General features: G+C 58.2%; 12 protein-coding genes and 2 pseudogenes. 6 read left to right on the forward strand and 8 right to left on the reverse strand.

Annotated features, from left to right (window positions below):
- Nucleotides 1-228 precede the first annotated feature (228 nt).
- The 3 genes and pseudogenes from AGR1_RS23005 to AGR1_RS23015 form a co-directional block, all read right to left on the reverse strand.
- A complete protein-coding gene (locus tag AGR1_RS23005; protein WP_077983152.1) occupies nt 229-1,044 on the reverse strand; it encodes a DUF2189 domain-containing protein in 816 nt (271 codons plus the stop codon).
- Nucleotides 1,045-1,186: 142 nt separating this feature from the next.
- Nucleotides 1,187-1,393 (reverse strand): annotated as a pseudogene (locus tag AGR1_RS23010) (glycerol kinase); the annotation flags it as partial.
- A 153-nt stretch (nt 1,394-1,546) separates the two neighbouring features.
- On the reverse strand, nt 1,547-2,206 hold the full coding sequence (locus tag AGR1_RS23015) for a hydrolase (RefSeq protein WP_137411847.1): 660 nt from the start codon (nt 2,204-2,206) through the stop codon (nt 1,547-1,549).
- 150 nt (nt 2,207-2,356) lie between these two features.
- On the opposite strand from AGR1_RS23015, the gene AGR1_RS23020 reads away from it, so the two are divergent.
- Nucleotides 2,357-3,277 carry a LysR family transcriptional regulator gene (locus tag AGR1_RS23020; protein ID WP_149148346.1) on the forward strand — a complete coding sequence of 307 codons (921 nt, stop codon included), beginning with the start codon at nt 2,357-2,359 and terminating at the stop codon, nt 3,275-3,277.
- Between the two features lie 48 nt (nt 3,278-3,325).
- Here AGR1_RS23020 and AGR1_RS29950 read toward each other — a convergent pair.
- Nucleotides 3,326-3,475 (reverse strand): annotated as a pseudogene (locus tag AGR1_RS29950) (antibiotic biosynthesis monooxygenase); the annotation flags it as partial.
- Between the two features lie 7 nt (nt 3,476-3,482).
- On the opposite strand from AGR1_RS29950, the gene AGR1_RS23030 reads away from it, so the two are divergent.
- Entirely contained in the window at nt 3,483-3,653 is a 171-nt protein-coding gene (locus tag AGR1_RS23030) for a LuxR C-terminal-related transcriptional regulator (protein WP_271365558.1), read from the forward strand.
- Nucleotides 3,654-3,706: 53 nt separating this feature from the next.
- On the opposite strand, the gene AGR1_RS23035 is transcribed toward AGR1_RS23030, so the two are convergent.
- The 4 genes from AGR1_RS23035 to AGR1_RS23050 form a co-directional block, all read right to left on the reverse strand.
- On the reverse strand, nt 3,707-4,669 hold the full coding sequence (locus AGR1_RS23035) for a hypothetical protein (protein ID WP_137411845.1): 963 nt from the start codon (nt 4,667-4,669) through the stop codon (nt 3,707-3,709).
- Between the two features lie 81 nt (nt 4,670-4,750).
- Nucleotides 4,751-6,436 carry an iron ABC transporter permease gene (locus AGR1_RS23040; RefSeq protein ID WP_149148347.1) on the reverse strand — a complete coding sequence of 562 codons (1,686 nt, stop codon included), beginning with the start codon at nt 6,434-6,436 and terminating at the stop codon, nt 4,751-4,753.
- Nucleotides 6,433-7,530 (reverse strand): ABC transporter ATP-binding protein, encoded by a 1,098-nt coding sequence (locus tag AGR1_RS23045; protein ID WP_246669701.1) that lies wholly within the window; start codon nt 7,528-7,530, stop codon nt 6,433-6,435. Before AGR1_RS23045 ends, AGR1_RS23040 begins: the two co-directional genes overlap by 4 nt.
- A gap of 102 nt (nt 7,531-7,632) precedes the next feature.
- The gene (locus AGR1_RS23050) at nt 7,633-8,625 is read right to left on the reverse strand and encodes an ABC transporter substrate-binding protein (protein WP_149148348.1); all 993 of its coding nucleotides are present in this window, start codon (nt 8,623-8,625) and stop codon (nt 7,633-7,635) included.
- A 291-nt stretch (nt 8,626-8,916) separates the two neighbouring features.
- Here AGR1_RS23050 and AGR1_RS23055 point away from each other — a divergent pair, with 291 nt between their 5' ends.
- The 4 genes from AGR1_RS23055 (at nt 8,917) to AGR1_RS23070 (ending at nt 13,703) form a co-directional block, all read left to right on the forward strand.
- A complete protein-coding gene (locus AGR1_RS23055; RefSeq protein ID WP_149148349.1) occupies nt 8,917-10,050 on the forward strand; it encodes an ROK family transcriptional regulator in 1,134 nt (377 codons plus the stop codon).
- A 327-nt stretch (nt 10,051-10,377) separates the two neighbouring features.
- Nucleotides 10,378-11,304, forward strand: a complete 927-nt coding sequence (locus AGR1_RS23060; protein WP_149148520.1) for an MYG1 family protein — start codon at nt 10,378-10,380, stop codon at nt 11,302-11,304.
- Nucleotides 11,305-11,630: 326 nt separating this feature from the next.
- A complete protein-coding gene (locus AGR1_RS23065; RefSeq protein ID WP_080796439.1) occupies nt 11,631-12,179 on the forward strand; it encodes a TRAP transporter small permease subunit in 549 nt (182 codons plus the stop codon).
- Nucleotides 12,180-12,197: 18 nt separating this feature from the next.
- Nucleotides 12,198-13,703, forward strand: coding sequence for a TRAP transporter large permease subunit (locus AGR1_RS23070; RefSeq protein WP_162927562.1), 1,506 nt, complete (start codon nt 12,198-12,200; stop codon nt 13,701-13,703).
- Nucleotides 13,704-13,747 lie beyond the last annotated feature (44 nt).

A 13,747-nucleotide genomic window follows, 5' to 3' on the forward strand; every position in this document is an offset into this window, starting at 1 on the left:
TATATTAGCATTATCTCATAAATGAGTCGGGCGAGCAATTATGGTAGCGGCTCCTTCCTGTGCGCCTGCATCAATCGGGAAGGCAATCGCGAAAAGCAGACGGATCTGAAGAAAACGATACCACATGGCGTCCCCGCACTCTGCGTGGCCATTCCAACCGCCGCGGCTCCCCTCAGCGGGGCCGCAACGGCAGGAAGGATGATCTACGGATATATTTCCTCTATCAATTCAAGGCGTACGGCTCGGATAATCGGACACGATCAGTTTCCGATAGAGGTGCCAGGTCGAGTGGCCGAGGATGGGCATGACGACCGCGAGGCCGATAAAAACCGGGATCGTGCCGACAACGAGCAAGGCCGCGACGATCAATCCCCAAAGCGCCACGGGAACCGGGTTGGCAAGCGTGGCGCGGATGCTCGCATCCACCGCCGCGACTGCGCCGACATCCCGGTCGAGCAGCAGCGGAAACGCCACCACCGTTGTCGCCAGCACGACGACCGCGAAAACGAAACCCGCGAGATTCCCCCAGATGATGAGGGAGAGACCTTGCGAGGTCGTCAATACGTCCGACAGAAAGGTAGAGAGCGAAACCGGACCGGTCGCATCGAAAGTCGCAGTGTAGATGCTCTGCGCAACAATCAGCCAGACGACGAAAAGCACCAACAGCATGACGGCGACCGCGATGATAGACGGCAGGGCCGGAGAGTGACGAACCTCCAGTGCATGCCGCCAGGAGCTATCCAGCCCCTTTTCGCGCCGCCGACTGATTTCATAAAGCCCGATGGCCGCGATCGGACCAATCAGTGCAAAACCCGACATCAGCGGATAAATAACCGGCAGCAAATTGGCGCCGGAACTCCACATCACCAGAAAAACACCGGCGATCGGATACATAAGACAGAGAAAAACATAGTGGGACGGCTTTTCTTTAAAGTCCTCAAGTCCCAGCTTCAACGCATCCACGATATCCGGGATGCCAATCTTGCGGACTTCCGGGCGGGCAAATTCACCACTTGCACCGGACATGACATGGAATGCCGTCATAGCACTTCTCCTCCTGCGCCATGATCCGGCTGGCGGTACAGGAACGCTCTGTGACTTCTATCGAGGCGTAAAACCGCAACCGGCTGTTTTGTAATTTATCAAATTCTGGCGCCTTTGTCGCCTGTTGTTTAAATTGGAGACATCAGATGCCCGCCGTCGGCACAACCGACAGAGCCGCACTTGCGCAGGTTTTGGATCGTTGCCAGCTCCGCGCAGTGTCTATGGCGCGTACGAAGCGGGCATGGTCTTCGGCATCGACCGATCCGTCGGGCGCGAATATCTCGGCATCGCCTCGCAGGGCCGCAACATCGACGCCGCACAGTTCCGCCAGACCGAGCGCCGTCAACTCGCTTGCCTATGCGCGCGCCCATAGGCAAGCGATCAAAGCCGGGGGCCTCCCTTTACCATGGGGCTGCGCCGACTTCGTTTGCAGGGTCAGAGAATAAGCTTGAGGCGACGGAATGCGGGAGCCAATAGACGCCCGCACCATCCCTCTCCGGCTCTATTGGCCGCCCTTTATGGCCGGCGCCGGCGTGTTGAGAAGCTGCTGTTCCCAGAGATAGGCGATGCCGCTGCCGCCGAAGTGCTGGATGAGAATTTCGGTCAGTTCCTCGACATGCTCGGTGCGCGCCCAATCGCGCTGCCATTCGCCGGCGAGCGCCATTACCGTCATCGGGTTCGCGCCGGCTGCGATCATGCGCTGAATGGCGACCTCGTGAGACTCCTTGGAAATCCCGCCAGACGCATCGGTGATCACGGTTACGTCCCAGCCTTCGCCGGCTGCTTGGATGACGGGCATTGCAACGCAGACCTCGGTCCATAGACCCGCAATGATCAGTTGCTTGCGGCCGGTCGCCTTGACGACGTTCACCACATTCTCATCCTGCCAGGTGTTCACCCAGGTGCGATCGATGACTTCCTGGTCCGGAAACACGTCGGTAATCTGCTTGAAGAGCAGTCCGCCGCGCGCCGCGATTACGCTGGTGAGAACCGTCGGAACATTGAAGGCTTTTGCCAGCTTCGCCAGTGCGGTCGTGAGGTTGACCACAGCCTGCGGATCGTGGCTGTTGAGATTTGCGAGCTGATAGGGCTGATGATCGATCAGAACGAGGACGGAATCTTCAGGGCGGAGAAGTGAATCGAGGCCGTTACGAAAGGTCATGGGTTCATCCTATGTTGGCGTTTTATTGAAGCGCTTGCGCAAAGACATGCACCCCTTCGGGCGTTGCCGCGGGGCGAAACTTGTCATTCCTGTTTATGATGCGGTAGTCATTGTCAGCGTTGAGCTGTGTCGCAGAATGAGGAACGCTGAGTGGATATCGAAGATCTTCGGACATTCGTCGAAGTTGCAGATGCGGGAGGCGTCACTTCGGCCGCGCTGCGGCTCGGCATCTCCAAGTCGATGGTCAGCCGGCGGCTCTTAAGGCTTGAAGCCGAGCTTGGTGTCCAGCTTCTGGCCCGATCCACACGCGGCGCTTCCCTGACAGAAGCAGGCGCAACCTTCCGGGACTATGCGGCAAGGATTTCAGCTGAAATCGATGTGGCGAGGGAGACAATTCTTCCGGCTGGCGAGCTCCGCGGGCGTCTGCGGATTGCTGCGCCGCTTTCTTTCGGCCCGACGCATTTCGCACGGGTGATTGCGCAAATGGCGCGCCGCTATCCCCAACTCCAGGTTCAGACCTGTTACACTGATCGTTTCGTGGATCTGATCGCAGAAGGGTATGATTGTGCGATCCGGGTGGGCCACCTTCAGGATTCCAACCTTGTCGCCAGACGCGTCGGCCCGCTCTACGGAAGTTTCGTCGCCAGCCCGGACTATATCAGGGTCCATGGCTCTCCCGAGACACCGGAAGAACTCCTAACCCATCAGGCTCTCATGCAAGGAACGGAGACCTGGCAGGTGATGGATGGAGACGGGGTGACAAGCATTCGTCCACAGGGACGTTTCAAGGCCGACAACGGGGCCGCCCTCGCCGTCGCCGCAACCGCCGGTCTGGGGATAGCCGTGTTGCCCGACGATCTCATCAAGGATCATCTGGACTCCGGCGAGCTGGTCCGCGTCATGAAACGCTATCCGCCGCCGCCGGCGGGAATATTTGTCGTCAGACCGCCCGGCCAGCATCCTGCAAGAAAAATCCGGGTGCTGACCGAAATTCTGATCGAGTGCTTTGACCATGGCGCGGCGACGGCGTTCCGTTCCAATGCCGGAGGAAGCCCCCCGGCAGCCACCTGACCGGCACGTTTTCAAAACCGAGCGCACCCTATCGGTTTTTTCGGGCATGGGTTTCGGGAGAAACAAATTGCCGACGGTGTATGTGTGAAACTTGCTCCTACAGACGGCGTCCAGTTTCCGGAATTTTCCGACGAATTGCGGATCGGAACAGAACTCGTTGACATTTCCTGCTCCCTGAACGGCATCGACATTAACCACCACCGTTTTGAAACTTCTCTCCAAAGGCCGCAGCAACAAGGAAATGGCTCACGATCTCGGCCTTTCGGAAGCGGCCGTGAAATTCCACCTGAAGACCATCTATGCGAAACTTGGCGCCAGCCGGCGCGGCATGGCCGTCTCCGTCAGCAAACATCTCAAGCTGACCAATCGCGAATGATGCCGACATCGATATGCGATGTCGGCCGGCTCACATGAGGTTCGTAAACTGGACTACCCTTGAGCCAGGTTGAGGCAAATGACGGTCCTGTCATCACTGAACTCCGCCGTTGTCGAACCTTTGACGGACGGATACTCGCCCAGCTTGTGAAAATCCGCCGCCTCGACACGCGCGAATTCCGCTTCCCAGGCCGCAACATCCGTCCCAGCCGGCAAGGACAAATAGCCGTCGGAGAATATTTCAACGCTCGAGAGCCCGTCTTTGGCAATGCGGAGGTCAACCGTCCCCTCCTGCATGACCGTTCCGCCATTCACCGAGGCGTAACCCAGCACATGCCCATGCTGGTTTGCGAATTGCGGCTGGACACGGATGCCGCCCATCAGGAATTCCTCGACCGTTTCAACGTCGTTCTCAAGACCGCTCATCCCGGCTGCGGCAGTGACGGCATTTTCCGCATCCCGCGCCGTCATGATACCGTTTGCGACCGCCGAACGCAGGCCGGAGAAGATCGTCGCACGCGTTCTTGCTTCAGCCGCATCACCGTCACCGATGACGGCGAGAAGCTGTTTGAATACGAATATACGCGCCGAAGTACTTACCGTATCGATCAGCTTCGTGTGCTGAAACAGACGGGTGCCGTTGATCCTGACGCCGGAATCGCCGGCAAGCAGCAGGCGGAAGCTGTCGCCCATATCCGCCACGATCGCCAGGGTGGTCGATGGCGGATGGCCGGCATTGATGCGCTGCGCCTCCTTTTTCAGGATATCGCTGATATTCTGAAAAAGCGCGGGCGCGGCAAGCGTTTCCAGCCTGCCGTCAAGGCTCATCTCAGCCACGGCATTGGCGGCGGCGAGAGCCGCAATGCGGCCGGAAGTCAGCCCGCCGTAATTTGCTCCAGTCGGGTCGGTCGCGCCGTCGAAAACGGCCAGAACCCGTCCGGGAATGAGAAGCGCCACATCGTCCCCCGGCTTTGCGGCGTTCTTGTATTTCGATTGCGAAAAGCTCGCGATATTCATCTTTCCGGTGTCCTTGCAGAGGGAGGCTGGCGGCGACACATGGGTCGCCGCTGCTGCAGTTTTGAATGATGTTTGATGGCTTCAGACGAAAGAGGCTTCCTTGTCTTCCGAAAGCCGGAAGACGACGAAGACGCAAAGTCCGGTGCTGACGAGAAGCAAGGTGGAAAGAGCCGCGGCCGTGCCGAACTCGCCGTCAATCACCTGAATATAGATCAGCACGGGCATCGTAATCGTCCGCGCCGTGTAGAGTATCAGCGTCGAGGACAATTCGTTTATGGCGGTGATGAAGCTCATCAAGGAACCGATGATGAGACCTGGCAACATCAGCGGCACCGTCACCGATATGAACGTCTTTGCCGGAGAAGCGCCGAGATTGACCGCAGCCTCCTCGATGGAGGGTTTGATCTGCCGCAGGATCGAGGTCGTGGAGCGGACGCCGTAAGGCAGGCGGCGGATAAACACCAACAGGATGATGATGAGCGCCGTGCCAGTGATGTCGAAAGGCGGATAACGGAACGTCGTGACGTAGCCGATTGCCATGACGACGCCAGGTATCAGATAGGGTACCATCAGCAGAAGATCGAGCGAACCCGATACTGCATTGTCCCGCCTGACCACGATGAATGAGAGCAGGCCGGAAACGATGGCGATCAACACCACGGCTGCAATCGCAAAGGTGAAGCTGTTGGCAATCGCCTGCGGTGAATCGCGAAGAATGCGGGCATAGCTGTCCAACCCGAAACCGCCTCTGAAGACAGGGCCGTTCGTCGCAAGGAACGATGTGTAGATGACCGTAAGGGACGGTAGCATGGCGACAAAGACGACCAGATAGCAGAAGCCATGCACGATGAACGATTTCAACGGGCGCATGGGCTGTTTAACCGGCCGGTTCGTCAAAGAACTGGCGTAACGGCGTTTGGAGAGAATGTGCCGCTGCAACAGAAGTGCGGCCATGGAAATAGCAATCATCACCATGGAAATCGTGACTGCCATGGTCGGCGTGCCCGCCATTTCGGAGGTATATTGCGCATAGGCGATGGTCGAGAGCGTCCTGATGCCCTTGCCGAGGATTGCCGGCGTTCCGAAGTCTGCGATGGACAAGACGAAGCAGATGATCGCGCCGGTGCTGACTGCCGGAAAGACCAGCGGCAAGGTGATCTTGCGGAACCGTTGGAACGCCGTGCAACCGAGGTTTTCCGCCGCATCCTCATAAGATTTGTTGATGGTGTTCAGCGCATTTTCCGTCATCAGGAAAATATAGGGAAAGAACTTCAGGCTGAAGACCATCACGATGCCGGGTATCCCGTAAATGGTCGGCAAGGAAATACCGGCGAAAGACAGGAGATTGGTGACTGCGCCGTTGGCGCCGAACAGCATGATCCAGGCATAGGCGCCGATGAAGGGCGGTGCACATAGAACCAGCACCGCGAAGGTGGCAATGAATGTACGGCCCTTAATGCGGTAACGCGAGGTGCAGAAGGCAAGCGGAATACCGAGCAGGCAGGCACCCAACATGCCGAGCACGCCGATGACCAACGTATTCCACAATGCCACAGTATAAAAACGCCGCGTCAGCACCTGCACATAGTTGCCGAAACCGAAAGCACCCGTCTTGGCGTCGAAGAAACTGATGAAGAATACGCTGAAGATCGGCAGGATCAGGAAGACAGCCAAAAGGATAACGGCAAGCACCGTCACGCTTGTCCAGAAACCCGGCAGCCGCAAACGAAACCCTCCGGGCATTGAAGTCGCGGTCATATCCGTCATGACAGGCGCTCCCCGGTAACGCCTTCACCGAAGAGCTTGGTATCACCGGCAGACCAGGAGAAAACCGTTTTCTGGCCGGGCTGAAGGGCGATGATGTCAGGCGACGGCTTGGTGATCGCCTCGATTTCCTCTCCCGACGACAGCACCGCGGCGACATTCATCTCGCGGCCGGTGAAGCTGACCTGCCTTATGGTGACAGGCAGTTCGATGTGGCCTTCACCATCTGTCGCAGGCGAGCCGACGGTAATGGCTTCGGGCCGGATGGCGGCAACGACCGTTCGTTGCGGCGCAATGGCGTCGACCTGCGGCAACCCTACGCCGTGCCCGGAAATGGAGGTCCGCCCACCCGCACGATCCAGCGTCAGGAAATTGTTTGCCCCCACAAAGGAGGCGACGAAACGATTGGCGGGGTTGTTGTAAACCTCCCAGGGCGCTGCGGCCTGCTGGATCACGCCGCCATACATCACACAGACGAGATCGGACATGGCAAGCGCCTCCTCCTGATCATGGGTCACATAAACCGTGGTAATGTTCATGGCTTGCTGGATTTCGCGCAGCTCGCGCCGCAGATCCACACGCAGTTTCGCATCGAGGTTGGATAGCGGCTCGTCCATCAGCAGCACTTTGGGATTGATGACAAGCGCACGCGCAAGGCCGACACGCTGCTGCTGACCGCCGGATAATTCATGCGGCATGCGCCTGGCGTAGGGAGCGAGCTGCACGATGTCGAGAATCTTGCCGACCCGTTCGCGAATCTCGGGGGAAGACGCCTTGCGCTGCTTCAAACCGAAGGCGATGTTGTCGAAGACGGAGATATGCGGGAAGACCGCATAATCCTGAAAAACCATGCCGACATCGCGCTTGTGTGCGGGCACATGTTCGATCGCCTGTCTTTCGATGCTGATACTGCCGCTATCCTGCTGGTGAAACCCCGCAATCGTGCGCAGGAGGGTCGTCTTGCCGCATCCGCTCGGACCGAGAAGCGTAAAAAACGATCCCGAGGGGATGGAGATATTGATGTCGGAGAGAGCGACGACATCCCGGTAACTTTTCTTGATGCTGGTAATTTCCACGGCGGCCATGTGCTGCTCCATGACAGATCCTGCACGGCCCGTGACCACGCTGGACAAACGAAAAGCGAATTGTGAATGAAATAAAGGGGGACGGTCGCCGCTGCGCCGTCCCCGGCAATTACCTTACTGAACGTCGAGCAATGTCTCGTTCCACTTTTCCATCAGACGCGCGCGATTGTCTGCAGCCCATTTGAAATCGTATTTCGCATCGGGAACATCGGCCAGCGGAACAAGCGCCGGATTGGCGGGAACATCGGTTCGAACCGAGCGACGACCCGCCTTCACCACGATTTCCTGCGCTTCCTTGGAGACGATGAAATCGATGAAAGCCTTGCCATTGTCAGCATTCGGCGCTCCCTTGACGAGCGCCATGCCGTCAGGCGCGATTGCCGTACCCTCTTTCGGATAAACGATCTCGACCGGCGCGTTGCCGAGCTTGTAGCGCAGCGCGGCATCTTCCAGCGTAATGCCAACAGCCTGTTCGCCATCGTTGACGAAACGCGGCACCGCGCCTGAAGAGGTGGAAAGAACAGAGTTGGTGAGGATGCCGGTATAAATTTCCCAGCCCTTTTCCTCGCTGTCGAAATCCTGCAATACCGTTGCCATCTGAATATAGGCCGAGCCGGACTGATCGGCGCGGGCTGACGAAATCAGGCCCTTATATTCCGGCTTTGCCAGATCGGCCCAGGACGTCGGAACGGGAGCGCCTTTCAGGGCCTCCTTATTGACGATAAAAGCCGTGACGACAGCCGTGAAAGGCACCCAATTCGCGCTCGGTGAAAAGGCAGGGTTGATCGATGCAGCCTCAACCGGCTTGTATGGCTCGAAAAGGTCGGCGGAGAAATCGATAACCGTCCCGTCGACGCTCCAGATCACGTCGCCCGCCGGCTTGCCGCTCTCCGCCTTGATGCGGTTCATCAGCTCGCCCGATCCGGCTTTGACAAGCTCGACCTTGGTGCCGGTTTTCTTTTCGAACATGGGCAGCAATTCGTCCATGAGCTGCTGCGGGGCAGCGGAATAGACCACGACGCTGCCTTCGGCATGAGCGAAAGCCGCGCTGGCAAGGAAAGTGGCGCCGGCAAAAAGGCGCGCGAAAATAGTGCATGATTGACGCATGAGGGGGCTCCGTTTTTTTGTTCCCTGACAGACCGGCCCGGCGACATGATTTCTTTTTGGTTTTGCCTGTCGCTACCCGTTGTCTGCTATTTATTTTCTTTACGTAAATTAATTAGTCAAGCCGAAATTTATTTCGATTATGACAATAAAATATCCTATTGAAAAAACACATCATTCCCTGATTTCGATTTACAGACGCGCAGTTTCAATGGCGCGATTTACGGCGAAACGCGGTGTACAATCGCTTAATTTTCGCTAATCATCCGACATGATTTCTCGCGGGAGACTTGTTTGATCGATCTCGGCTATAATGAGCGGCGTCTGCTCGAGATTTTGCGCGGTAAGGGAGGCATGTCGCGCATCGAACTGGCGCGCGAAATGGATGTTTCCGCACCGACCCTTACCCGCCTGACGGCCAATCTGCTGGAATCCGGCCTCATCATCGAAGCAGAGGAAGCCCGCAATGACGGCAAACGGGGGAAACCGTCCACAGCCATCGAAATCAACCCGAACGGGCTTTTCACGCTGGGGGTCTACTTCAATCCTGACGATCTGCGTGTCTGCGTGGCCGATCTCAATGGCACTATAAGACAGGAAATCAGATCGGAACTGGAGGGGCACAGTTTCGAGCACATTATGGAGATGGCCGAGGCGGCCGCCCGGCAAGTGCTTGAAAAAGCGAAGATAAGAAAAAAAGATGTGCTAGGCTGCGGCATCAGCTTTCCCGGCCATTTCAAGCGGGATCGCGGCCATGTCTTCCGCATCAAGCAGTTCGAAAGCTGGCGCGATATCGACGTCGACAAGGACTTTCAGCCCTATTTCGATTTCCCGGTCTTTCACGAAAATGACGGCAATACCGTCATTCTTTCCGAACTCTATTATGGTGCAGGCCGCAATATCCGAAACTTCGCGATGATCTGGCTGACATATGGCATCGGTGGTGCGCTGGTGGTGCAGCGCCATCTCTATCGCGGCACCAATGGCAATGCCGGCGAATTCGGCGGACTGTTTCCAAAATCCCATCCCCGCCCCTCGGGACAGGACTTGTGCGACACTCTGGCTGCTCAGGGCGTCGCCATTCGACGTCTGAAGGATATTGACGAGAGTTATGCTGACCATCCCGCCGTGGCGTCCTGGCTTGAACGGGCAACGGATCAGCTTCGCCTGCTTTCTTTGACAGTCGCCCGCACGATGGATCCGGCAGCCATCATTTTCGGTGGATCGCTGCCGGACTGGATTGTCGAATATATCGTGCGGCGTATCGGCTCTCTGGATATACTCGGCGAGGATTTTTTCGTCGAGCCGCCGGAGATACGCAAATCGATCATGAGCGACTTGCCTCACCTGGGCGCCGCCAGCATACCGATCTACCGCGCCATCACGCCCAGCTATTATTCCGGGCGGGCGCTGAAGGGCTGGGCATGACGCCTCATGGCCGTTACGTGCCCCAGTGTATTGTCCAGAAGAGCCTCCATCGTCCAGAAACGCCCCTGAATATAGAAGTCACCGCGCGATTCCGCTCCCTTTGTGTTAAATGAAATCGCCGCGTTGGCGTCGAAGATGGCGAGCAGCGCACACGACCCGGCAAATTCTTTGGCGCTTTCGCAAACCACCCTTCCCACACATCACCACATCCAGCATGTCATTGCTTTTAGCCTCCATGGCGAATAGCGGGTTGAGATGACCTCCGGCAAAGGGTATCAGGTGCCACTCTCAGGCGGACCTTCCGCAAACAACAAGGCGCATCCTGACATGATACCGGACTTCCTCGTCACCCATTCCGGTGGCTTCCATGCCGACGAACTGCTGTCGAGCGTTGTGCTGACGCAGCTTTTCCCGCAGGCACGCCTGATCCGCAGCAGGGCGCCCGAATGGATCGCACCCGGCGCAGATCGCATCGTCTACGACGTCGGCGGCTCTTATGACGCAACAAAGGGAGCCTTTGATCACCACCAGCGCGGCGCGCCGTTGCGCAAGGACGGTCAGCCCTATAGTTCGTTCGGACTGATCTGGAAGCATTTCGGCCGCGATTATCTTGCCGCCTTTGGCGTTCCGGAAGACCATATCGAAACCATTCACGCCTCTTTCGACGCCAGCTTCGTGCTGCCGGTCGATCTGGTCGACAACGGTGCGCTCAGCCCCTCCACAGCCGGGCCGCTCGCGGGACTGACCCTGCCCGTCCTGCTCGAAACTCTGAAGCCTGTTTTCGACGAGACAGATCCCGAAGCGGACAATCGCAGTTTCCACGCGGCGTTGGCCATCGCCCGCAGCTTCGTGGAGGCAAAGATTGCCAACAGCGCCGCGAAATTGCGGGCCGAGACGCTGGTAAACCGGGCTATCGCGGATGCCGGCGAGGGTCATATTCTGGAACTGCCGGTGGGCATGCCGTTCCGGCCCGCCATCGTGAAGGCGGGGGCGGACCATTTGCTTTTCGTCGTTCATCCGCGTCACAACGACTGGTGCCTTACCGGCATTCGTCGCGCGGATGAAGGTTTTGAGCTGCGGGCGGATTTGCCGGCCGCCTGGGCAGGCCTGACGGATAAGGATCTGGAAGCGGTTTGCGGCGTCGAAGGCGCAAGCTTCTGCCACAACGGCCGGTTTGTCGCAGCGGCGAGAACCCGCGATGCTGCACTGGCCATGGCGGCGTTGGCGGTAAAAGAGGCGACCGCAACCAAATAGTGGCATGGTCGCCAATCAAGCGGCTAATCTGCATTGCCAAAGCCGAGCTTGTCGTCGCATGTCGGTAGCGTCGCCTGGGCGGTTTTGAGATCGCCAATCGCGATACCGACCGTGCGCGCCGCAAAAACGCCTCCCGGAACGAACAGCGGGAGGCGAAACATATGCCTGGATGTGGGTTTTGATGTTGCCCATACCCAGTTCTTGGTACGTCCTGAAAAGTTCGCCGGCGCGCGCCCTTGAGCATCGGGCCGCCGTTGTTATCCTGCCCGAATTATGGCGGTCACACACGTATTGAGGAATACGCGACCGCTTTCGGGGAGGATGTCATGAAATTTCTGTTGGCCGCTTCGCGTGCCATTGATGCCGCCAATGCAGCCATTGGCAAAGGTGTTTCCTGGCTGCTTCTCGCGGCCATTTTTATCAGCGCCGTCAATGCAGCCATGCGCAAGGCGTTTTCGATGAGCTCCAACGCCTGGCTTGAATCGCAGTGGTATTTGTTTTCCGCCGTGTTTCTGATCGCCGCCGCCTATACGCTTCTCAACAACGAGCACGTGAAGGTCGATCTGATCTATGGAAGTCTTCCGCGCAAGGGGCAGCTGTGGGTCGATATTCTCGGGACCATCTTCTTTCTCATGCCTTTCTGCCTCATCACGGTCTATCTCTCCTGGCCGGTTTTTCTGCAGAAACTTGCGTCCGGTGAGGTTTCAAACAACACGGGCGGCCTCATTCAATGGCCCGTCTGGGCGCTGATACCGATTGGCTTCAGCCTGCTGGCCATTCAGGGCGTTTCGGAACTCATCAAACGTGTCGCGATCCTGCGCGGCGATATCCCCGATCCGGTTGCAGCGGCTGACGCCGCCGCCGCACTGCTCTGATCGAAGGAAACAACAACAATGGCATTCATTGCGGAAAATCTCGCGCCCATCATGTTTGCGGCGCTCATCATCGTGCTTTTGCTCGGCTACCCCGTCGCTTTCGCCCTGGCCTTCGTCGGCTTTTTCTTCGGCTTTATCGGAATAGAGCTCGGCCTGCTGCCAGTGACGCTTTTCCAGGCCATCCCCGATCGCATATTCGGCCAGATGTCGAATGAAACGCTGCTGGCCATCCCGTTCTTCACCTTCATGGGGCTCATTCTTGAAAAGAGCGGCATGGCGGAGGACTTGCTGGACACAATCGGCCAGCTGTTTGGACCGGTCCGCGGCGGCATCGCCTTCGCCGTCATCTTCGTCGGGGCAATTCTGGCCGCCACCACCGGCGTCGTCGCCGCCTCGGTTATTTCGATGGGCCTCATCTCGCTTCCCATCATGTTGCGCTATGGCTATGACCGCAAGGTCGCCGCCGGCACGATTGCGGCTTCCGGCACACTGGCGCAGGTCATCCCGCCCAGCCTCGTACTGATCGTGCTGGCCGACCAGCTCGGCCGTTCGGTGGGCGACATGTACAAGGGCGCGCTCGTTCCGGGTCTCATGCTCGTGGCCGCCTATACGGCCTATATCATCGTGACCTCTATCATCAGCCCCACGAAAGTCCCGGCCCTGCCGCCGGAGGCGCGGACCCTTCGCGGCACCAAGCTCTTGCTCAAGGTGATAACCTCGCTTGTACCGCCGCTTGTATTGATATTCCTCGTGCTCGGCACGATCTTCCTCGGCATCGCCACCCCCACGGAAGGCGGCGCCATGGGTGCTGTCGGCGCGCTCGCCCTTGCGCTTGCCAACCGCAAGCTCAATTTCGGGCTGATCCAGCAGTCTCTGTACGCCACGGCAAAGCTGTCGTCCTTCGTTTTGCTCATCCTGCTCGGCGCGCGTGTCTTCTCCCTGACCTTCTATGGCGTGAACGGACATGTCTGGGTCGAGCATCTGATGACGTCGGTTCCGGGCGGCGAGATCGGCTTTCTGATCGTCGCCAACCTCCTGGTCTTTTTCCTGGCCTTCTTCCTCGACTATTTCGAATTGGCCTTCATCATCATCCCGCTGCTGGCGCCGGTCGCCGATGCGCTTGGCATCGATCTGATCTGGTTCGGCGTGATGCTGGCGGTTAACATGCAGACGTCCTTCATGCACCCGCCCTTCGGTTTTTCGCTGTTCTTCCTGCGGTCCGTCGCACCCACGCGCGCCTACAAGGACCGGATCACCGGACAGACCATCCAGCCGGTCACCTCGTCCCAGATCTATCTGGGCGCCATTCCCTATCTGTTCATCCAGCTGACCATGGTCATCATCATCATCGCCTTCCCCGGCATCGTGATGCACTACAAGTCAGGCGTAAAACAGGCCGATCCTTCCGCCGTCCATATCAATGTACCAATGCCGGGCGCAGGTACGGACGCCGATCCTTTCGCCAATCCTTTCCTGGCGCCGGGCAACAGCGCACCGAGCTTCGGAAAGCCGGGCGCCCCCTGACAATCGGCCGGGCGCGAAAGCGCCCCCCGTAACAAATATCGCTG

Source organism: Agrobacterium sp. B1(2019) (genome assembly GCF_008274755.1).
GTDB lineage: Bacteria > Pseudomonadota > Alphaproteobacteria > Rhizobiales > Rhizobiaceae > Agrobacterium > Agrobacterium salinitolerans.